The sequence below is a fragment of the Microcystis sp. M113S1 genome (assembly GCF_020246945.1).
Lineage (GTDB): Bacteria > Cyanobacteriota > Cyanobacteriia > Cyanobacteriales > Microcystaceae > Microcystis.
The window spans coordinates 1-18,719 of the sequence record NZ_JADBSA010000008.1; the positions used below are offsets into that span (position 1 = coordinate 1).

The 18,719-nt window shown below is 43.4% G+C and carries 24 protein-coding genes and 1 tRNA gene; 11 read left to right on the forward strand and 14 right to left on the reverse strand.

Annotated features, from left to right (window positions below):
* Window positions 1-3 precede the first annotated feature (3 nt).
* The 4 genes from IM319_RS00485 to ftsY all read right to left on the reverse strand — a co-directional run bounded on the left by IM319_RS00485 (window position 4) and on the right by ftsY (window position 4,054).
* Window positions 4-1,287, reverse strand: a complete 1,284-nt coding sequence (locus tag IM319_RS00485; protein WP_287734239.1) for a DUF3086 domain-containing protein — start codon at window positions 1,285-1,287, stop codon at window positions 4-6.
* 81 nt (window positions 1,288-1,368) lie between these two features.
* Window positions 1,369-1,785: a DUF3119 family protein gene (locus IM319_RS00490; protein ID WP_002751775.1), complete on the reverse strand. Its 417-nt coding sequence runs from the start codon at window positions 1,783-1,785 to the stop codon at window positions 1,369-1,371.
* 39 nt (window positions 1,786-1,824) lie between these two features.
* Window positions 1,825-2,625 carry a metal ABC transporter ATP-binding protein gene (locus IM319_RS00495; protein ID WP_287734240.1) on the reverse strand — a complete coding sequence of 267 codons (801 nt, stop codon included), beginning with the start codon at window positions 2,623-2,625 and terminating at the stop codon, window positions 1,825-1,827.
* A 94-nt stretch (window positions 2,626-2,719) separates the two neighbouring features.
* Window positions 2,720-4,054 (reverse strand): signal recognition particle-docking protein FtsY, encoded by a 1,335-nt coding sequence (ftsY, locus tag IM319_RS00500; protein WP_287684268.1) that lies wholly within the window; start codon window positions 4,052-4,054, stop codon window positions 2,720-2,722.
* 225 nt (window positions 4,055-4,279) lie between these two features.
* On the opposite strand from ftsY, the gene IM319_RS00505 reads away from it, so the two are divergent.
* The 3 genes from IM319_RS00505 (at window position 4,280) to IM319_RS00515 (ending at window position 5,970) form a co-directional block, all read left to right on the forward strand.
* Window positions 4,280-4,867, forward strand: a complete 588-nt coding sequence (locus IM319_RS00505) for a Uma2 family endonuclease (RefSeq protein ID WP_287734241.1) — start codon at window positions 4,280-4,282, stop codon at window positions 4,865-4,867.
* 215 nt (window positions 4,868-5,082) lie between these two features.
* Window positions 5,083-5,670 (forward strand): Uma2 family endonuclease, encoded by a 588-nt coding sequence (locus tag IM319_RS00510; RefSeq protein ID WP_287734242.1) that lies wholly within the window; start codon window positions 5,083-5,085, stop codon window positions 5,668-5,670.
* 114 nt (window positions 5,671-5,784) lie between these two features.
* Window positions 5,785-5,970, forward strand: a complete 186-nt coding sequence (locus IM319_RS00515; protein ID WP_002795651.1) for a PCP reductase family protein — start codon at window positions 5,785-5,787, stop codon at window positions 5,968-5,970.
* A 4-nt stretch (window positions 5,971-5,974) separates the two neighbouring features.
* Here the strand turns inward: IM319_RS00515 and moaA are convergent, their stop codons facing one another.
* From moaA to IM319_RS00530, 3 genes are all read right to left on the reverse strand, one after another.
* On the reverse strand, window positions 5,975-6,964 hold the full coding sequence (moaA, locus tag IM319_RS00520; protein ID WP_287734243.1) for a GTP 3',8-cyclase MoaA: 990 nt from the start codon (window positions 6,962-6,964) through the stop codon (window positions 5,975-5,977).
* 338 nt (window positions 6,965-7,302) lie between these two features.
* Window positions 7,303-7,389, reverse strand: a complete 87-nt coding sequence (locus IM319_RS00525) for a hypothetical protein (RefSeq protein ID WP_233271433.1) — start codon at window positions 7,387-7,389, stop codon at window positions 7,303-7,305.
* A 32-nt stretch (window positions 7,390-7,421) separates the two neighbouring features.
* Window positions 7,422-7,676, reverse strand: a complete 255-nt coding sequence (locus tag IM319_RS00530; protein ID WP_287734244.1) for a hypothetical protein — start codon at window positions 7,674-7,676, stop codon at window positions 7,422-7,424.
* A 64-nt stretch (window positions 7,677-7,740) separates the two neighbouring features.
* Here IM319_RS00530 and IM319_RS00535 point away from each other — a divergent pair, with 64 nt between their 5' ends.
* The 4 genes from IM319_RS00535 to IM319_RS00550 all read left to right on the forward strand — a co-directional run bounded on the left by IM319_RS00535 (window position 7,741) and on the right by IM319_RS00550 (window position 9,545).
* Entirely contained in the window at window positions 7,741-8,007 is a 267-nt protein-coding gene (locus tag IM319_RS00535) for a hypothetical protein (RefSeq protein ID WP_158202090.1), read from the forward strand.
* Window positions 8,008-8,011: 4 nt separating this feature from the next.
* On the forward strand, window positions 8,012-8,392 hold the full coding sequence (locus tag IM319_RS00540) for a clan AA aspartic protease (RefSeq protein WP_271973306.1): 381 nt from the start codon (window positions 8,012-8,014) through the stop codon (window positions 8,390-8,392).
* A 474-nt stretch (window positions 8,393-8,866) separates the two neighbouring features.
* Window positions 8,867-9,166 carry a type II toxin-antitoxin system HigB family toxin gene (locus tag IM319_RS00545; RefSeq protein ID WP_287734259.1) on the forward strand — a complete coding sequence of 100 codons (300 nt, stop codon included), beginning with the start codon at window positions 8,867-8,869 and terminating at the stop codon, window positions 9,164-9,166.
* Window positions 9,150-9,545 carry a helix-turn-helix domain-containing protein gene (locus IM319_RS00550; protein ID WP_287734245.1) on the forward strand — a complete coding sequence of 132 codons (396 nt, stop codon included), beginning with the start codon at window positions 9,150-9,152 and terminating at the stop codon, window positions 9,543-9,545. Before IM319_RS00545 ends, IM319_RS00550 begins: the two co-directional genes overlap by 17 nt.
* On the opposite strand, the gene IM319_RS00555 is transcribed toward IM319_RS00550, so the two are convergent.
* Window positions 9,534-9,728 (reverse strand): hypothetical protein, encoded by a 195-nt coding sequence (locus IM319_RS00555; RefSeq protein ID WP_287734246.1) that lies wholly within the window; start codon window positions 9,726-9,728, stop codon window positions 9,534-9,536. The genes IM319_RS00550 and IM319_RS00555 overlap by 12 nt on opposite strands.
* A 212-nt stretch (window positions 9,729-9,940) precedes the next feature.
* Here IM319_RS00555 and IM319_RS00560 point away from each other — a divergent pair, with 212 nt between their 5' ends.
* Complete coding sequence (locus IM319_RS00560) at window positions 9,941-11,284, forward strand: DUF3370 domain-containing protein (RefSeq protein ID WP_287734247.1); 1,344 nt, start codon at window positions 9,941-9,943, stop codon at window positions 11,282-11,284.
* 7 nt (window positions 11,285-11,291) lie between these two features.
* Here IM319_RS00560 and IM319_RS00565 read toward each other — a convergent pair whose 3' ends face one another.
* Both IM319_RS00565 and IM319_RS00570 read right to left on the reverse strand, forming a co-directional pair.
* Window positions 11,292-11,804: a TolB family protein gene (locus IM319_RS00565; RefSeq protein WP_287734248.1), complete on the reverse strand. Its 513-nt coding sequence runs from the start codon at window positions 11,802-11,804 to the stop codon at window positions 11,292-11,294.
* 23 nt (window positions 11,805-11,827) lie between these two features.
* On the reverse strand, window positions 11,828-12,043 hold the full coding sequence (locus IM319_RS00570; protein WP_002737387.1) for a hypothetical protein: 216 nt from the start codon (window positions 12,041-12,043) through the stop codon (window positions 11,828-11,830).
* Window positions 12,044-12,265: 222 nt separating this feature from the next.
* Here IM319_RS00570 and IM319_RS00575 point away from each other — a divergent pair.
* A tRNA-Asp gene (locus IM319_RS00575) sits at window positions 12,266-12,339 on the forward strand.
* Between the two features lie 85 nt (window positions 12,340-12,424).
* On the opposite strand, the gene IM319_RS00580 is transcribed toward IM319_RS00575, so the two are convergent.
* The 3 genes from IM319_RS00580 to crcB (IM319_RS00590) all read right to left on the reverse strand — a co-directional run bounded on the left by IM319_RS00580 (window position 12,425) and on the right by crcB (IM319_RS00590) (window position 15,993).
* Complete coding sequence (locus tag IM319_RS00580; protein ID WP_287686443.1) at window positions 12,425-14,959, reverse strand: glycogen/starch/alpha-glucan phosphorylase; 2,535 nt, start codon at window positions 14,957-14,959, stop codon at window positions 12,425-12,427.
* Between the two features lie 199 nt (window positions 14,960-15,158).
* A complete protein-coding gene (gene crcB / locus IM319_RS00585) occupies window positions 15,159-15,563 on the reverse strand; it encodes a fluoride efflux transporter CrcB (RefSeq protein ID WP_287686442.1) in 405 nt (134 codons plus the stop codon).
* Window positions 15,564-15,579: 16 nt separating this feature from the next.
* Window positions 15,580-15,993, reverse strand: coding sequence for a fluoride efflux transporter CrcB (crcB, locus tag IM319_RS00590; RefSeq protein ID WP_287734249.1), 414 nt, complete (start codon window positions 15,991-15,993; stop codon window positions 15,580-15,582).
* Window positions 15,994-16,117: 124 nt separating this feature from the next.
* Here crcB (IM319_RS00590) and rsmA point away from each other — a divergent pair, with 124 nt between their 5' ends.
* Entirely contained in the window at window positions 16,118-16,924 is an 807-nt protein-coding gene (gene rsmA, locus IM319_RS00595; RefSeq protein WP_287686438.1) for a 16S rRNA (adenine(1518)-N(6)/adenine(1519)-N(6))-dimethyltransferase RsmA, read from the forward strand.
* A gap of 17 nt (window positions 16,925-16,941) precedes the next feature.
* Window positions 16,942-17,883, forward strand: a complete 942-nt coding sequence (ispE, locus tag IM319_RS00600) for a 4-(cytidine 5'-diphospho)-2-C-methyl-D-erythritol kinase (RefSeq protein ID WP_287734250.1) — start codon at window positions 16,942-16,944, stop codon at window positions 17,881-17,883.
* 21 nt (window positions 17,884-17,904) lie between these two features.
* Here ispE and IM319_RS00605 read toward each other — a convergent pair whose 3' ends face one another.
* Window positions 17,905-18,717 carry an urease accessory protein UreD gene (locus IM319_RS00605; RefSeq protein WP_286827389.1) on the reverse strand — a complete coding sequence of 271 codons (813 nt, stop codon included), beginning with the start codon at window positions 18,715-18,717 and terminating at the stop codon, window positions 17,905-17,907.
* Window positions 18,718-18,719 lie beyond the last annotated feature (2 nt).

Below are 18,719 nucleotides of genomic sequence, written 5' to 3' on the forward strand. Positions count from 1 at the left end.
TAGTTAATACCAATAACTAGAACTTTGTTGGGGTTCAGGGGCAAAAGCTAACCAGTAGGGGAATTGTAAAAGAGCGAAATTGAGCCGTTCTTCGGTATCATCGATGATAATGAGCGGTGAATACTTATCCTCGATTAAACGTTCCGCTTTTTGAATTAAAGCTTCGGGAGACTCAAAGAGAACGATGCCGCGGTCTGGTCCAAAATCGGCGCGGGAAATGCCGAGACAATCTTGGAGGCCGCGCCGCCATTCGCCTAAACGTTCGGGACTATTAGCCAGAACTAGAGAACGGAAGCGATCGCCCTGTAATTCCGCCATAATCGAGATAATTGCCGAAGCGACCAGAATATTCTGGAGACGGCTGCCCATACCGCGAACAGTACCCCGGCCTCCCTGTTTAAAGAACCACTGTTGCACCCGTTCGGCATGAATTGGTTCAAAAGTGCGCCGTAGTTGCCAAGGGGGACCGTAATAGTCAGGACGACTGCGATAACGGTCTAAAAGAGTTTGGATGCGCTGATTTTGGTCAGAAAAGCCCTGTCTAGGGGTGGATTGCCCCACCGGTTCCGATTCATAACCCGAACGGTTAGAACGACGGGGTTCTTGCCAATTATCCTGGCCCTGGTTACTGGTACGGGAGGGACGGGGACGTTCTTCGGGATAATCTCGGCCTTGACTGCCACGGGATGGGCGCGGGTTTTCCTCCCGTTCGGTCCGCAGGGGAGGTTCCACGGAGCGGGGGGATTTTTCGGGGGTTTCAAAACGGGGTAATTCCAACTGTTCGGCAGCCGCAGCCAAATCCTGTAAACTGCCCACCAGATAGTCTTTAAATCCCTGAACCCGCACGGCTATGTCCTGGGAGACTCCGGCGAAATTACTCCGCATTTCCTGCCGAATACGCTCACGACGGCGTTCTAACTGTTCGATCGCCAATTCTAAAGCCTGTTTGCGTTGTTCTAGGTCTTTTACGCCTTCCTTGAGCATTCTTTCGATTTGAGCTTTGATATCCCCTAGTTCTTCGGCGATCAAGCGTTCTCTTTCCGCTTTTAATGCCGAGATTTCTGCCTCTAGGCTCTGTTTTTGCCGTTCTAGAGCCGAGATTTCCTCCCGCAGGGGTTGCGCTGGCGCTGCGGGAACTAATTCGCCTTCGGGGGCGATTTCCGATGGCAGGGGATTCTCTACTGGGCGATCGTTCCAGAGATCGTCAAAACTAAATTCTTCGACAGATTCATTGGGTAAGTCTGTCATTTTGTCAAGGGGTAAAACATTAAAATCTTCTGAATTCATCGGCTTTAGAAATGCAGAGCGAACAAAGGGCCAAGGCAGGCAATTAAGACGCTATTAGCTAGATTTTATTTTATCTCAATCTTAGTTCGCTTCTGAGTCGATCGCTTGCGATGCTGCTAAAGGATAGTATTTTTCCAGGCACAGTCTCAGGGTTGCGCTGTCAAAGATAATGGGCAAAAAATGAATGCTGTTAATTTCTTTGAAATAAAACAGGATCGGGACTTTGTTCCAGAAAATTCGCCAATTTTGCCATTCTTGGTAGGGAAAGGAGCGAATTTGTTGCCCAGACAGATAGACATCTAGGGAAGTGGGGGTAAACTGGAGACGAATGCGGGTAGTCTGGAACATCAAGAATAGGCCTAACAGGGAGAAAATTATTCCGAGCCAGACCTGTAAAAAGAGTAAAGGCAGCGATAAAATTACCAAAAACAGGGGAATTCGATAGTTAGGAGCCAGTTCGATCGTTCCTGTTACTTCTTGCGGGGAAATAGTTGTCATCGGTGTCCCTATCGGCAGTCAGCCAAAATATCTTCGCTTCTAGTTTATCGCATTGTTTTTCGAGAGGCGATCGAGATAATCGAGACTTGATCGGCGATGATCTGGTGGTGTCATGGCATCATAGAAGGAGACTTTACCCCCGTATGCACGCCGGAGATTAAAATCAGTTAAGACCTTAGATCGTTGATCGGCGAGGATCAATTCTTTATTTAAGAGGATTAAATCAGCAAAATGGGTGATAGATTCGCCTAAATCATGGTTAACCACCATGACAATTTTATTTTCTTGGGCTAACTCACCAAAGATATTAAAAAGGATGCCCTCGGTTTTTTGATCTACCCCAACGAAAGGTTCATCAAAACAGAAAATCTCCGCTTCTTGGGCCAAAGATCTGGCTAAAAAGACTCTTTGCTGTTGTCCCCCCGACAGCTGACCGAGGGGACGATGGCGTAAATCAGCCATTTCCACCCTTTCTAGGGCATTTAAAGCCTGTTGACGACTAATATGGGAAAAAGGACGAAACCAACCCGTTTTTCTGACTCTCCCCATCATTACCACATCCCAAGCGGTGACGGGATAGGTCCAGTCGATTTGAGATCTTTGGGGAACATAAGCGACTTTATCCAGTTGTTGCTGTAGAGATTGCCCTTGATAGTTAACGGTTCCTTGTTGTACGGGAATTAATCCTAGCATGGCTTTGATCAGGGTACTTTTGCCCGCACCGTTGGGACCGATAATACCAGTTAATCGTCCTGGATAAATTTTCAGGGTGATATCCCGTAGGGCTTCCACGCCGCGATAATATACTCCTAGATGACTAACTGTAATTGTCGTTCGCATAGTTGTTACCCTGAGTCTTCATTTCTAGCATAACTAAAAATGAGACAATTATGAAGCAACCATGAAAAGATTATGAAAGATAGGCGGGGTGAGATTAATCGCCACTCAGTAAAGCTTCCACGAATTCGTAACTGGAAAAGGGCCGCAGATCCTCGATTCCTTCCCCAGCGCCAACAAAGCGAATCGGTAGGTTAAGCTGACGCGCTACGGCAAGGGCAACACCCCCTTTAGCTGTACCATCGATTTTAGTCAGGATCACGCCGCTTAATTGGGCAGCTTCCGAGAAAACCTCTGCTTGTCGCAGCCCGTTTTGTCCTAAAGTGGCATCGAGAACTAGAAGGGATTCCACCACGGCACTCTCGGCTTTTTTGTCGATAATGCGGCGAATTTTGCTTAATTCTGCCATTAAGTTCTTTTTATTCTGCAATCTTCCCGCCGTATCCACTAAGAGTAATTCTACCTCCCTGGATTTAGCGGCTTCGATGCCATCGTACACCACGGCGGCCGGGTCGGTATTTTTGCCCGGGTTGGCAATTACTTCGACTTGCGATCGCTCTCCCCAAACTTTCACCTGTTCCACGGCAGCAGCGCGAAAGGTGTCGGCAGCGGCGATCATACAGCTATAGCCAGATTGTTTAGATAAATGGGCTAATTTGCCGATAGTCGTCGTTTTACCCACTCCGTTAACTCCTGTGAGCATCCAGATATTTAATTTACCTTTTTCTGGCTCAAAACTGGGGTTGCTATAATTGGCTAAAGGTGCATCTAAAATCTCGCGGATAATTTCTTTGAGATATTCGATCGCTTTTTCGGGGGGCAAAGCTTCCTGTTTTAGCTTATTTTGGAGGGTAGTGATAATATAATCGGTGGCATCTACCCCCACATCAGCCTGAAGCAATAAAGCTTCAATTTCCTCCACCGCATCTTGATTGAGGGGACCCTGACCGACCACGGCCTTAAGCTGATTGACCAAGCTGCGGCGCGTTTTGCCTAAACCCTGACGCAATTTTTTTAACCAGGTGATTTCTTCTTCGGAAACGTCCTCTGCTTGTCGTCCCTGATTGGCTAAAACTTTGGCTGACCAGATAAAATCCTCATCCGGTTCTGTGGGGGTTTCGATGGCGGTTTCTTTGAGAATTTCGAGGCGCTCGGATTTTTTCAGCCATGCGGGGGTATTATCCTCAGTTTCCTCTTCTTTAGCTGCTTCTTCCTCTTGCGGAGGTTCTGTTTCAGCAATAGATGTTTCAGGGGTTTCGCTCACGACGGCCTCGGCCGTGGCTTTTTTCTCTTGAATATTTTTAAAGGCTTTTTTGGCCCAATCTAAATATTCTTCCTGACTGGTTGCCCCGCTGGGGGTTTCCTCTACGGGTGCAGGGGGTGCTTGTTCTTGTTCGGGTTGAACTTTCTGACGACGGAACCAGTTAAACATAGGAGAAACTAAACATAAAACTATTTATCTAGTTTATTTTAACCCTTGGGGTGAGCAATTTTGATAGTTAGATTTTTAATTGTGGATTTCTCAGCATTTTTTGCCAGAGATTAAGAGAAAAATATGATCCGAGCAACTCAATCGATAACCTTGATTAAGGATAACTTTGTCTCTTTTTAGGGAAATGCTGTATCCTAGAAAATAGAATAGGAAGGAGAGTCAAAAATGTTAACCGCTACCGACACTAAATATTATACTCCCGAAGAATATCTGGCTCTGGAGGAAACGTCCGAGGATAAAAATGAATATCGTCAAGGAGAAATTATCCCCATGGTAGGAGCAACAACTAATCACAATCAGATTTGTCTAAATTTTTGCCGTAATTTTCCCTTAAATATCAATAATCAAGATTATTATACCTACATGGAAACGGTGCGTTTATGGCTGTCAGATTATAGCATTTACACCTATCCTGATGTGATGGTGATTAAAGGTCAACCTCTCTATCAAGGGAATAGTCAATCTAACGTGATCAATCCTTTAATTATTGTCGAAGTTCTCTCTAATTCTACCCAAGCTTATGAGCGAGGGGACAAGTTTAAATTCTATCGTTCCTTACCAACTTTTCAGGAATATATTCTGATTGAACAATCTAGTTATAGTGTGGAACGTTATTATAAACAAAAGGATGATCAATGGTTAATTGATTTCTGCACGGGGGAAAATGCAGTTTTACAATTGGTGTCAGTAGATTGGCAGATTTCTTTTCAAGATTTATATCAAAGAGTAAATTTTGACCTAGCAGAAACCTAAAATTAAGAGAAAGGTGAAAAAGATTGTGACCGGAATTGAGCAGGAAAAGGTCGCTGTCAAGAAAATCATCGTTCCTAAGCGCGTCAGCGGATTTCTGAGATATTTAAGATACACTTTTCCGAGCAACTCAATCGATAACCTTGCTTAAGGATAACTTCGTCTCTTTTTAGGGAAATGCTGTATCCTAGAAAATAGAATAGGAAGGAGAGTCAAAAATGTTAACCGCTACCGACACTAAATATTATACTCCCGAAGAATATCTCGCCCTAGAGGAAACGTCCGAGGATAAAAATGAATATCGTCAAGGAGAAATTATCCCCATGGTAGGAGCAACAACTAATCACAATCAGATTGCTGGAAACTTCTATCGAAGATTTCCTCTGACTATCAATAATCAAGATTATTATACCTACATGGAAACGGTGCGTTTATGGCTGTCAGATTATAGCATTTACACCTATCCCGATGTGATGGTGATTAAAGGTCAACCTCTCTGTCAAGGGAATAGTCAATCTAACGTGATCAATCCTTTAATTATTGTCGAAGTTCTCTCTAATTCTACCCAAGCTTATGAGCGAGGGGATAAGTTTAAATTCTATCGTTCTTTGCCAACTTTTCAGGAATATATTCTGATTGAACAATCTAGTTATAGTGTGGAACGTTATTATAAACAAAAGGATGATCAATGGTTAATTGATTTCTGCACGGGGGAAAATGCGGTTTTACAATTGCTGTCGGTAGATTGGCAGATTTCTTTTCAAGATTTATATCAAAGAGTAAATTTCGACCTAGCAGAAACCTAAAATTAAAAGAAAGGTCAAAAAGAGTCGCTGTCAAGAAAATCACCATCTCATCAGCTTTTCAATAAATAGATAATCTTTTTTGGTATAATAGACGGACTACTATATGTTAAATCTATGGAAGCTCTAGATTTTTCCGATCAACTACAATGGACAGCAGAAGCAAAAGCAAAACTGAAAAATATTCCCTATTTTGTTCGTTCCCAAGCGCGTCAAAGGATAGAAGAATTAGCTCGTCATGCCGGTTCCGATCGAGTTACCGTGGAAATGGTAGAACAGGCTAGAATAGAATTCGGACAGTAGATTTTTAGCCGCCAATTTGGGACATAGTACGGGTATAAATGCCGCTTGATGTGCCGGAATCACGCAGTTTAAAGTTTATTTCTGCCTTCAGTTCCATCAATTTCCCGACTTTTTCCCTGATTTCTGCCGGCGAAATTCCCTGACGGAGGGCAGTTTTTAGGTCAATTTGTCCAGTTTCGTTGAGGAGACAGGGACGCAACCAACCATCGGCCGAGAGACGTAGGCGGTTACAGCGATCGCAAAAACATTCCGACATCTGACTAATAAAGCCAATTGTACCCTTAGCCCCCGGAATTTGAAAAACATCGGCTGGACCATTTCCCCGCACTTGACCCTCATTTAAGCCCCATTTTGCCCGAATTCGCCCCCTTAATTCCTCGCTCGCAATCCAAGCTTTTTCTTGAAATAAATCACCGTTACCGATGGGCATAAACTCGATAAAACGGACGTGCCAACGCTTATCGATGGTCAAAGCCGCTAAATCTTCCACTTCTGCCTCATTTATCCCCGGAATCACCACCACATTCAATTTTAAGGGGTCAAAACCCACTCTCTGGGCTGCTTGAATACCTGCCCAAGTTTTTTGCCAACGACTCCGGCCGCGATTACCGATAATTTTATCGAAAGTGTCGGGGTCGAGGGAGTCTAAACTGATATTAATCCGTCTTAGTCCGGCATTATACAACATTTCGGCTAAATTGTCAAGTAAATAGCCATTAGTGGTCAGAGCTAAATCGCTAGTGGCAGATAAAGAGGCGATATCGCGCACAATCTCCACTACTTCGGGATGTAAGAGAGGTTCCCCACCAGTAAGACGAAATTTGCGGAAACCGAGGGGAATAAAGACATTTTTGACTAAAGTAAGAATTTCCTCCCGGGTGAGTAAGTCTTGCGGTCGAACATAGGACAATTCTGCATCTTCAGGCAGACAATACTGACAGCGAAAGTTACAGCGATCGATTAAACTAATCCTGAGATAGTCAATTTGGTTCATGTTAACGGGGAAATACTGTTTTGACAATCCCGTTGCCTAAAAGGGTGGGGATGCTTCTTTCACGGGGAGATGCCTTGCAAAAGCAGTGCCTTTACTCGGTATTACTCGCAGGGACGAAGCGGTATGTCCTACCGCCAAAATTCGTCAACCTTGATCTCGAATATTCTTAGCGGTCTTGATGGGGTAGATCTCATTGTTGTAAATCGACCAAGTTGGGATTTTTAAAGGGAAACCCTCTGATAAAACCGGGCATTACCTCCGATTTTATCACTCAATCCCAGCTTTTGGGGGGTTATATTCCCCAAACCCCGGAGCGCATTAGCTTTTCGTTGGGATGCTTACAGGTAGGGTGTTGATATATTAATATCTCTATCGTGGTTTTCTCCACACCTAGGACATTGCCAGCTACGAATATCTAAACTCAAACTCTCAAGACGATTTAAGCAATTATTACAAGTTATCGTTTTTCATGTTTTCTGTCAGAAGTAATGGCACAGTGAGTTAGTCTGATCGAGATTTTTTTACTAGAATTCTGGATGCCAACAATGATGGTGTTGTAAGCAATGATGAAGATAACTTGTCTCGCCGATTTGTCAAAATTGTGAAAGGCAAAACTGGAAAAGAGATTTCTAAAAGAGCCGCTAAAGACATACTGAGAAATCTTGCTGATGATATCTTGAGGGGGATTTTGCCAGGTATCTAACTTAGACATCGAGGCAAACGGGTGCTCGTTCAGGGTAGAATATAGGAGTAGTGTTGTTACGAGGTCAAAGCCTATGACAGTTCAGCAGCTTCGCTATAGTAAAGAAGAATTTGCTCAGCGTGGGAATGAGATTTATGAATCTCTGGTGCGTCCTCAAGTTGAGGAAGGTAATCATGGCAGGATTGTAGCGATTGACATTGAAAGTGGAGCCTTTGAACTGGCAAAAGATACGATGACTGCTTCAGATCGATTGCTCGACCGTTGCCCTGACGCTCAAATCTGGTGCGTTCGGATTGGTCATAGAGGAGTTCATCGCTTTGGTGTAGGTCGTTTGCAATAACTCTATGATGCAAGGAATTGTTGATCAAAACTGCGAGGCGACAATCCGACTGGTCGTAGGCAATGTAGATTCACAGAGGCAAATGATCGATGCTGTCATTGATACAGGATTTACAGGTTTTCTGACCCTGCCTTCCTCAGTGCTTGCCGATCTCAACTTACGGGCATATAGACGTGAAGAGGGAATCCTGGGGGATGGAAGCACTTGTGTTTTCGATGTGTATCGTGGTTTAGTTATTTGGGACGGAGAGTTGCGGCGAATTGATATAAACGAATCTGATACAGAACCTTTGGTTGGTATGAGTTTACTCTACGGCTATCGGATGCAGCTTGATGCAATCGAAGGTGGTACGGTCACAATTCAGGCATTGAGCAGTTTACGTTGATCGGTGGGTCACTGTCTAACCAGCGCTTGGAGCGGACTGATGAAATTGTGAGCGCAATACGCAATCTGCGAGCGCCTGTAGGTTGGGTTGCGATTCGTTTAACCTAGCTCACATTTTGGGATTTAAGTTAACAGAGAATCGTCAAAAATTCACCAATCAAAATGGCAACATTATCCACTGAAACCTTAACCCGTATTTTCAACTTCTAAGGAATCCCTAACTTCCCTCCGTTGGAGTCCTATCGTAACGAACTCCTCCCACCCCCTGAGCCGGAGCTATTCTGATGCGATATCTACTAGATACTTGCGTCAACCTTTGTACTGTGAAATTTGGCTGAATGGGCGATCGCTTGGTGGTGAGCAAGTGCGATCGTAAGTTGAGCAGAAAAATTTTCCCTTGACAAGCTCCCTCTCATAATGAGAGTATGAAGAAGAGAGTTTAACTTGCTCTTTGTTAGCCTACTGGGGAATCGTTTTGAGGATTATCAGCTATAAAACGCTTCAGGAGGCATTTGAAAAGCACGCTGACCTGAAAAAACCTTTAGATGACTGGTATCGAATTGCCAAAAGTTCACAATGGCTCAGTATTAATGATGTGCGTAAGGTTTTCCCAAAAGCTGATCCTGTCGGCAATTTTACGGTTTTTAATATCAAAGGTAATCGTTATCGTTTGATTGTCGGGATTAACTATAAAAAAAGCAGAATTTACATCAAGTATGTTTTGACCCATGCTGAATATGACCAGGAGGATTGGAAAAATGACCCTTACCTTTGATCCCTCGACCATAGAAACTTCAATACTTCCCTTTGTTATTCAAACGGAGGAGCAATATAACCAAGCTTTGGCGATCGCTGAACAACTTTTTTTTAAGCAAAGTCCCAATGAATTGGAGGAACAAATTCTGGATGTGTGGGAAGTATTGATTGAGATATATGAGGAAGCGCGATTTCAGCCTGGGTCAGCTTCTACTCCTGTTTCAATACTTCAAACCCTTATGGAGGCAAGGGGTTTGATTCAAGCGGATTTAGTCAGGGCAGGGATTGGTTCTAGTGGGATTGTCTCAGAAATTCTTAATGGGAAGCGACAAATTAGTAAGAAACAGGCAAAAAAGTTAGCAGTTTTCTTTTCTGTCTCTGCTGATTTATTTATTTAAGTCTTGAGCTTTTCTCCCTGTATGCCATTCCCATTGGCAGTTAATTTCTACAGGCTTAATTAACAAAACTTGGCAGGTTAAGAGGGGGTGTCCAATCGGGGACAATAATAAATTTATCATAACAATTCCGGCTCGATCGATATCTAGACATCGGGCCAAGTTTCCAGAAAACCACGGTAACATCTAGATATTAGTCTATGATGACAATAGATTTGCTCAATGGCAAGAGCAAATAAAGATTGGTAAATTTGACAATTTTTCTTGATTGTACTTAACCAAAAAGGTCAGCTAACACCGGCAAGAAATATTAAACAATCCTCTAGATATGGACAAACAGAATACTATCTAAATTGAGCGAGCCAGTAATGCTATGATCAAAAATCATTGCTCTTGAGATGGTAATTTGTGTGATGTTACCTTTTTTGCTACCCATTGCCCAAACTCCCCCTAGTGTAGAAATAATTCGACCGGTGCAGGTGCGTCCTTTACCGAATCAACTAGATCAAGTTCCCGTTTTTAATAGCAATAGTCCCGAATTATTGCTAGGAGAAGGGATTTTGCTTTCGACTTTTCCCCCCCAAGAGAAAAGTTTCCCCTCGGCCCATTTAAATTATGCTTTTCAGGGACGCTTTGATATTTTTGCCCACCATATAGCGAGGGGGAATTTTCCCGATAATTTACGCACCCTTTATCTGGGTATATTACTCCACAATCCCAGTCCTAATCCCGTGACTGTTAAAATTTTGCAGGGGGCTAGTTATTTGAGTCAACCCGATGCAGCTTTTATCGATTTACCTGCACAAGTGGAAAATAATCAGGGGACGGTTTTTGCCGGGCCGGGAAGTCGGGTAATGACAGATATTTTAATGGGGCAGCGTCAGGATATTTTTTCCGATCGGATTATTATTCCCCCCGGGGAAAGTTTTATGGTCTTAAATGCAGCGATTCCCGTGCGCGATTTGACTCCCCCTTTAAACGGTAGATCCACTTATCTCCGTCTGGAAAGTGACGGTCTTCTCTACGCTGCTAGTTTAGCTCTTTATGCAGCTTTAGATGAAAATGGGCAGGAAAGACCACCAAATCTGACAGAATGGGAAAATTTGCTAGAAAAAGGCGATTTATCGACTCCGCGGGATCGAGCGCCCACTCCTCCCAATAGTCAAGGACAGATAATTTATGGACGGGTAGCGGGGGTGTCCCAAGGTTCAGCTTGGCCAGCCCGATTAGTCGATCGAGCTTCTTTATGGTTAAATATTCCTGATTCTGGTCAATCTATAGCCTATGGGATTAGCACCCTACCCGGGGGCAAATTGGGAACGGAACAAAATCAAAGTGCTAGTATGTTAGTTCGCTATCCCGATACGGCCTATCAAGCTCATGGTAATTACGGTGTGGAATATAGGTTAAGTTTACCTCTATTTAATCGCAGTGATGAGGCGAAAACAGTGACTATTGCGCTAGAAACACCGATTAAAGAGAATATTATTCGGCAGGGTTTGCGTTTTCTCGATCCAGCTGCCCCACAAGTGTTTTTTCGGGGAACGGTAGCCGTCAATTATAGCGATGACCAGGGACAGGCACAAAGTAGATTTTTCCATCTCGTCCAAAGACGCGGACAAGAGGGGCAACCTTTAGTGACTCTGACTATTCCTCCAGGGGATTGGCATATAGTACAGGTAAATTTTTTATATCCACCAGATGCAACTCCTCCGCAGGTCTTAACGATTAAGACCGAGTAGAACAAGTTTAAAATTGGCCGTTAACGATCGCAATATTCCATTGACCGTCTTGGTTGGTTTCAAAGGCAATTTGGCGACCATCACCGCTAATGGTGGGATTGCGGACGCTTCCCCGCAGGTTAGCGGTTAACAGGGTTGCACGGGACAGGGAACGATCATAAACCATGACATCACTTTTGCCGCGTTCGCTGGAGACATAGGCAATTAAACGACCATCAGCATTCAGAGATGGCTGATCTTGGCTAGAATCGCCACGATTTAGGTTAGGGAGATTAACTAAGCGCTTTTCTTGCAGATCGAATAAATATATACTACGACGACCGGAGCGATCGGAAGCGAAGGCTAAATAGCGACCATCAGCACTATAACTGGGGAATTGATCGGGAGCAAAACTATTTAAACCACCGACGGGAACTTGAGGAGTGATCAAAAGAGGAGAATTACAGCCACTTATCCCCGATAACAGCCCAAAAGAGGCCAAAAATCGCCCCAGCCAGACAAAAAAATTTTTTTCTTTCATCTTGACTTTTGACCCCAAATGTGCTAGTAACTTTCTTCCTTGCCGACGGTTTTGAGGGTAAGTAGTTGATTGCCTTGACTGAGACTATCGGCGATCGCTTCTCGAATCGGCAGGTCAATACTGGTTTCTGCGAGGATTTCTTGGGCTTTTTGCCGCAAATCTGCGCCGGTATCGGCATCTACTTGGTCTAGATCGAGTAATTCCTGCGATAGCTGTTCGATCGAATTCGGGTTAGTCATAGCTCAGGCTCCCAACAAGCTTAATTACATACAATCCCATTGTAAAGAGGGTCCGGTCCCTAATTGGGGATTTTTTGGCTTTAATTCAGTATTGATACCAATCCAACTTGAAAAACCCAGTTATGAATTGTTTCCCCACTTCCCTCTCCCTCAAAAAAATTTTCCCAGAGGTGCTTGACATAACCCTAATGATGAAGTTACAATCAGAATTGTCGCAAAAATGGGATTGTAGTTCAATTGGTTAGAGCACCGCCCTGTCACGGCGGAAGTTGCGGGTTCGAGCCCCGTCAATCCCGTAGAAATCTAGATTAGAGTCGCCCATGGCTGGTTATCCTGTGGGCAGTAGGATAAGTAAACACGCTCCTACTGCCTAGATTGGTTCTAATTTACCGATAAACCGGCATTAGCTTGAATATAATCGGGTAATTCAATCTTTACCGGTTGTACCCGCCAGATTTCCTCGCAGTATTCCCGAATCGATCGATCGCTAGAGAATTTCCCCATGCGGGCTACATTAAGAATCGCTAAACGACTCCAATGTTCTTGATCTTGATAGGCGCGACCGACACCCTCCTGACAGTCGATATAGGACTGATAATCAGCCAGTAACATATAGGGATCATCGTAGATAAGATTATCCACAAGCGGACGGAATAAACTACTATCACCCCGGCTAAAAAATCCCGAACCAATGAGGTCTAATACTGCCCGCAATTCTTCGTTATGGTAATAGTATTCTTGGGGATTATAACCCTGGGCTTTCTTAGCATAAACCTCCTCGGTTGTCAAGCCAAAAAGAAAGAAATTTTCTGCCCCCACCTCTTCACGAATTTCGATATTTGCCCCATCGAGAGTGCCGATAGTTAAGGCCCCATTCATGGAGAATTTCATATTACCAGTTCCCGAAGCTTCTTTCCCGGCCGTGGAAATTTGTTCAGACAAGTCGGCAGCCGGATAAACCCGTTGACCGAAGGTGACATTATAATCGGGCAGAAAAACCACTTTTAAACGTCCTCCAATCGTCGGATCATTGTCGATCACTTCTGCCACAGAATTAATCAATTTAATGATTAATTTCGCCATAAAATAACCCGGGGCTGCCTTACCACCAAAAATAAAAGTACGGGGTGTAATATCTAGATTGGGATTATTTTTGAGGCGATGATAGAGAGTGACGATATGTAAAACGTTGAGATGTTGCCGTTTATATTCGTGAATGCGTTTTACCTGCACATCAAAGAGGGTACTAGGATCAACTTTAATGCCGACTTTTTTATCGATATAGTTGGCTAAATCTGCCTTAATATCGTATTTAATCTGTCGCCAATAGTCCCGAAATACCCCATCATCGACATAGTTTTCTAAACTGCGTAAATCCTCCAGATGATTAATCCAATTTTCGCCGATTTTTTCTGTAATCGCAAAAGTCAAGCGGGGATTACTAGAAACTATCCAGCGCCGGGGAGTAACTCCATTGGTTTTGTTGCTAAATTTTTCGGGAAAGAGTTCATAGAAATCGCGCAGAACATCTTTTTTCAGTAATTCTGTATGGAGGGCTGCCACCCCATTAATTGCCTGGGAACCCACACAGGCAAGGTGAGCCATACGGACGTATTTTTCGCCGCTTTCATCGATTATAGATAAACGGGACATTTTGCCGTCATCATGGGGATAAATAATGCGAATTTTATCCAAGAAACGATAGTTAATTTCGTAGATAATTTCCATTAATCGGGGTAAAAGACGACCAAAAATACTCAAAGGCCATTTTTCTAAAGCTTCTGGCAAAAGAGTATGATTGGTATAGGCGAAGGTATTTTGAGTAATAAACCAAGCTTTATCCCAATCGAAATGATGCACATCAATTAACAAGCGCATTAACTCGGCCACACCGACGGAAGGGTGAGTATCATTCAATTGTACCGACCATTTTTGATGAAAATTATCGAGACTGGGGTTCTCATATAAGTGAATACGAATCATATCCTGTAGGGAACAGGAAACAAAGAAATATTGCTGTTCTAAACGCAGTTCTTTGCCTTGAATTGGTTCATCGTTAGGATAGAGAACTTTACTGATATTTTCCGAGTGAACTTTATTATCCACCGCACCATAATAATCGCCGCGATTAAAGCGACCAAAATCAAAAGATTCACAAGCTTCTGATTTCCAGAGACGCATGGTATTAGCGGTGTTAACTCGATAGCCGAGAATTGGGGTATCGTAGGGAATTCCTTTGACTACATAATCGGCAATCCAACGACTGCGATAATTACCATTTTCGTCGGTATAGGATTCGGTATAACCGCCAAATTTTACCTCTACTCCCGCTTCCGGTCGGGCAATTTCCCAGGGATTTCCATACTGTAACCACTTATCGGTTATTTCCACCTGCCAACCGTCGTGAATTCTTTGATCAAAGATACCAAATTCGTAGCGAATACCGTAACCAATAGCGGGAATTTCTAGGGTAGAAAGGGAATCTAAATAACAGGCCGCTAAACGACCTAAACCACCATTTCCTAACCCCGGTTCTTCTTCTTGGGCAATTAATTCTTCTAGTTTTAATCCCGATTCGCTGACAGCTTTCTCCACCTGTTCGTAGATACCGAGATTAATTAAATTATTAGCCAAATGGGGACCGACTAAAAATTCGGCCGAGAGATAACAAACGGTTCTGACATCTTTTTTTAGATAGGTTTGTTGGGTGGTTAACCAACGCTGTAATAAACGATCGCGGACTGTATAGGCTAGGGCCAGGTAAAGATCGTTTTTGCTGGCTAATTCTGGCAATTTACCTTGAATATAGAGTAAATTATCCCTTAAAGCCCGTCGGATAGTTTCTGTGTCTAATCCTGTTCTGTCGTCTTCGATGATAATCGGACAAACAAAAGTTGACTCTGGAGATGGATTCATAGGGGTATTTTTACTGAAGATTGACTGCTCTTAGTCTAAAACAATCTGTCCTCAAATTTTATCAAGAAAAGCTTAAATCTTGACTAAGATTAAGGTTTAGTAATAATCAGGTTAAGATAATTAATTTTCCCTTAATAATGGCAAGTGAAGACAGGGTAAAGTTTGAGAGATGCTTATCTATTTTTGCCCCCTTAATAATTCATCTAGGAAAACCTGTTCTTGCTAAAGTAACTCCAATTTTAAGCGCAATCATCCCCCCAAAAACACTGCCCAACCAGTAAATTAAACCGAAAGTCACGTTTCCCTGCTCTAAAAACTTGTTTACCTCCAAACTATAGGTGGAAAAAGTTGTATAGGAACCACAAAAACCCGTGGCAATCATCAATCCTAATTCTGGGGCAATTATGCGAATATTTTCCTTAACCATAGTAAAGATATAGGCAATAATTAAACAGCCAGAAACATTGACAAAAAATGTAGCTAAAAATACCCATTCTTGACTGAAGAGATATTGAATTAATTCGGCGATATAAAAACGACTCAAAGCCCCAAAAATAGCCCCAATCGCCACGAATAAACCATAACGACCCCTGAAAAAATACATGGTGTCTGTCCTGCCGTTAAATAGTCAATAAATTGGAGAATTCAACTGGAAAAACTTCGGCAATAGCTGCCCCGATTCTCACGGCAATCAATCCTAAAATTATACTAGCAACGGCAAAAAAAAGACTGAGAAAATTTTGTTGATTGCGCCAGAGGATCAAGATATCTAAACTATAGGTAGAAAAGGTGGTATAAGCCCCTAAAAATCCCGTTCTAACCATTAAATCTAGTTCGTGGGAATAAAAGGGAAAACTGGGTAAAATAGCAAAAAAGAAGCCGATAGCTAGACAGCCAGTTAAATTAATAATAAAGGTTCCATAGGGAAAGCGCAAGCCGAATTTTGCTTTTGTCCATTCGGTAATGTGATAACGAGATAACGCCCCCGGAACCGCTCCTGCTACAATTGCGAAAACATCGTTCAAATCTGACATTGTTTCTAATTTTTTTGCTATCTTTGTCTAGGCTCTATCATAATTGATGCGGTTATCGATCGCATTGCCCATATTTTCAGGGGTGTTATTGTCGAGGACAACCCTCTGACTTTAAAATAGAGGTATGAAAATTCAACCGCGTAAACGTTTTGGACAACATTGGTTAAAAGATGAATCGATACTCGATCGCATCATCGGCGCTGCTAATTTACAATCAGAAGATCGGGTATTAGAAATCGGACCGGGTACAGGCATTTTAACCCGTCGTCTTCTCGATGGCGCTCAATTAGTGGTCGCTGTAGAAATCGATCGAGATCTATGGACAATTTTAAATAAAAAATTTGGCCAACAAGATAACTTTCATCTCATACCAGGCGACTTTCTTACCCTTAAACCCGAGCAACTGCCGCCAGTTAATAAAGTAGTGGCTAATATTCCCTATAATATCACCGGTCCGATCCTCGAAAAGCTCCTCGGTTCGATCGCTCATCCCTTCACCCCCCCTTACCAGAGTATTACCCTCTTAGTCCAGAAAGAAGTCGCCGAAAGATTAGTCGCTGTCCCCTCCACCAAAGCTTACAGCGCTCTCAGCGTCCGCATTCAATACCTTGCCGATTGTCAATGGATTTGTGATGTACCCCGGCGGGCCTTTTCCCCACCTCCCCAGGTGGATTCGGCGGTAATTAGGCTTTTACCCCGTGTTTTGCCGAATAATGTCAGTAATGCTGCCTTTTTGTCCACTTTAATTAGCTGGGGTTTTGCCAACCGGCGCAAAATGTTACGCAATAATCTAAAAAATTGTCTGGATAGCGATCGATTAAGCCAAATCCTGACACAATTAGAAATTAATCCCCAGGCTCGCGCCGAAGATCTCAGTTTATCGCAATGGATTGACTTGGCGGAAAAATTAGGTCAATTGCCAAAATTTTAGATTTTTTTCCTTGACAAATGCACAGTTATACCCTTCTAGCCCCCGCTAAAATTAATTTATATCTAGAAATAGTTGGCGATCGCCCCGATGGTTTCCACGAGTTAGTGATGGTGATGCAGACGGTGGGATTATGCGATCGCATCACTCTCCGGCCGAACGGATTGCAGGAATTCCGTCTCTTTTGCCATCATCCCCTCGTCCCCCAAGATAGCAGTAATCTTGCCCATCGCGCCGCCACTTTGATGGCGAGGGAATTCCCCCGGCTCTTTGCCAATTACGGCGGCATTGATATCAGCATCGAGAAATATATTCCCGTGGCTGCCGGTTTAGCGGGGGGTTCCACCAACGCGGCTGCGGTGTTAGTCGGTATCGATTTAATCTGGGAATTAGGTTTAACCCGTCCGGAATTAGAAACTTTAGCGGCAAGATTGGGCTCCGATACTTCCTTTTGTGTGACAGGAGGAACGGTTATCTGTACGGGAAGGGGAGAAATTCTCGATCCTATCGCTCCTCTGACTGGATTATGGGTGATTTTAGCCAAATACGACCATTTATCCGTTTCTACACCCTGGGCCTACCAAAGCTATCGGCAAAAATTTCAGGATACCTATCTGTCTTCTCCAGAGGAATTTCATCACCGTCGTCAGCAGGTGAGTTCCGGGGCTTTGGTACAAGCGATCGCCCAGAAAAAACCGGCCGCTATCGGCAAATTTATCCATAATGACCTCGAAAAGGTGGTTTTACCCGAATTTCCCCTCGTAGCCGAGTTAAGACAGGTTCTAGACGATTTAGGCGGCTTGGGAACGATGATGTCAGGCTCTGGCCCGACGGTTTTTACTCTCTGTTCATCTCAGGAAGTGGCGGAAACTATCGTTAAAAAGGCCCGGGAAATTCTCGTCGCTCCCGATCTACAATTTTGGATAGCGCCAATCACCGATACAGGCATTCAAGTGACTTGAGAAAAGTGAAATTGACCGCCTTTACCAAGATAACCAAACTCGCGGAATAATTGCCTCTTGATCGCTCATTTCTCGCCTTAAAATTTGCCAAACCTGCTGAAACCATTGTCGCACTTCACCGCTAGAATTACCCCGATAACGACACAAAAGACCATCTCCTAAAGTGTTAGTAACTCCCATCTCTCCTTCTAGGGAAAAATCTCTCACTTTCTCAATCAAATTTCTGCCCACCGGTTGACCGATATAAACTAAAGTACCGATCATGGCACTATCATTTAAACCGGAAAATCCCTCGATCATTTTACCACCTAACAGGCAGGATCGATCGAGCCATAAAGGTTGTCCTGATCGCCAAATTTCCCAATTAGAATGCCATTCTCCCGCTAAAAATTTCTCTCCTCGCGCAGTGCGACCAAAACGGGTAATTTCCCATCCTAACCAACTGCTATTTTCCCCTAAATCCACTCGTAAATGTTGGCGAAATGCTGCACCATTAAAGATAATCGTTTCTTGAGGTAGCCATTCTAAACTGGCATTGTCATCAATTTTAATCTCGATTAATTGCTGGGACATCTGACCATTACTCTGGTAAACTTTTCCAGCAGAAGCAGTGGTAATCAGGGCATTAGTAGCGGCTTGAAGATGAATTTTTTGTTGAAGAACATCACCCCCAACTATTCCCCCAGCCGTGTGTAAAATCACCGTATGACAAAGGTTTTTTCCTTCGGGATAAAAAGGTCTTTGTACTTTTAAAGGTGCGGTAGCATAGACGTGATTAATCTGGGTTGCGAGATTTTTTTGCGTGTAAATTAGTTCTAGGTTTCCCTGCCACATTA

Bases quoted from the DNA above. Each gene is read 5' to 3' on its own strand.
- IM319_RS00485 (WP_287734239.1), bottom strand. From the start codon at position 1,287: ATGAATTCAGAAGATTTTAATGTTTTACCCCTTGACAAAATGACAGAC.
- IM319_RS00490 (WP_002751775.1), bottom strand. From the start codon at position 1,785: ATGACAACTATTTCCCCGCAAGAAGTAACAGGAACGATCGAACTGGCT.
- IM319_RS00495 (WP_287734240.1), bottom strand. From the start codon at position 2,625: ATGCGAACGACAATTACAGTTAGTCATCTAGGAGTATATTATCGCGGC.
- ftsY (WP_287684268.1), bottom strand. From the start codon at position 4,054: ATGTTTAACTGGTTCCGTCGTCAGAAAGTTCAACCCGAACAAGAACAA.
- IM319_RS00505 (WP_287734241.1), top strand. From the start codon at position 4,280: ATGTTAACCGCTACCGACACTAAATATTATACTCCCGAAGAATATCTG.
- IM319_RS00510 (WP_287734242.1), top strand. From the start codon at position 5,083: ATGTTAACCGCTACCGACACTAAATATTATACTCCCGAAGAATATCTC.
- IM319_RS00515 (WP_002795651.1), top strand. From the start codon at position 5,785: ATGGAAGCTCTAGATTTTTCCGATCAACTACAATGGACAGCAGAAGCA.
- moaA (WP_287734243.1), bottom strand. From the start codon at position 6,964: ATGAACCAAATTGACTATCTCAGGATTAGTTTAATCGATCGCTGTAAC.
- IM319_RS00530 (WP_287734244.1), bottom strand. From the start codon at position 7,676: ATGTCTAAGTTAGATACCTGGCAAAATCCCCCTCAAGATATCATCAGC.
- IM319_RS00535 (WP_158202090.1), top strand. From the start codon at position 7,741: ATGACAGTTCAGCAGCTTCGCTATAGTAAAGAAGAATTTGCTCAGCGT.
- IM319_RS00540 (WP_271973306.1), top strand. From the start codon at position 8,012: ATGATGCAAGGAATTGTTGATCAAAACTGCGAGGCGACAATCCGACTG.
- IM319_RS00550 (WP_287734245.1), top strand. From the start codon at position 9,150: ATGACCCTTACCTTTGATCCCTCGACCATAGAAACTTCAATACTTCCC.
- IM319_RS00555 (WP_287734246.1), bottom strand. From the start codon at position 9,728: ATGTTACCGTGGTTTTCTGGAAACTTGGCCCGATGTCTAGATATCGAT.
- IM319_RS00560 (WP_287734247.1), top strand. From the start codon at position 9,941: ATGGTAATTTGTGTGATGTTACCTTTTTTGCTACCCATTGCCCAAACT.
- IM319_RS00565 (WP_287734248.1), bottom strand. From the start codon at position 11,804: ATGAAAGAAAAAAATTTTTTTGTCTGGCTGGGGCGATTTTTGGCCTCT.
- IM319_RS00570 (WP_002737387.1), bottom strand. From the start codon at position 12,043: ATGACTAACCCGAATTCGATCGAACAGCTATCGCAGGAATTACTCGAT.
- IM319_RS00580 (WP_287686443.1), bottom strand. From the start codon at position 14,959: ATGAATCCATCTCCAGAGTCAACTTTTGTTTGTCCGATTATCATCGAA.
- crcB (WP_287686442.1), bottom strand. From the start codon at position 15,563: ATGTATTTTTTCAGGGGTCGTTATGGTTTATTCGTGGCGATTGGGGCT.
- crcB (WP_287734249.1), bottom strand. From the start codon at position 15,993: ATGTCAGATTTGAACGATGTTTTCGCAATTGTAGCAGGAGCGGTTCCG.
- rsmA (WP_287686438.1), top strand. From the start codon at position 16,118: ATGAAAATTCAACCGCGTAAACGTTTTGGACAACATTGGTTAAAAGAT.
- ispE (WP_287734250.1), top strand. From the start codon at position 16,942: ATGCACAGTTATACCCTTCTAGCCCCCGCTAAAATTAATTTATATCTA.
- IM319_RS00605 (WP_286827389.1), bottom strand. From the start codon at position 18,717: ATGTGGCAGGGAAACCTAGAACTAATTTACACGCAAAAAAATCTCGCA.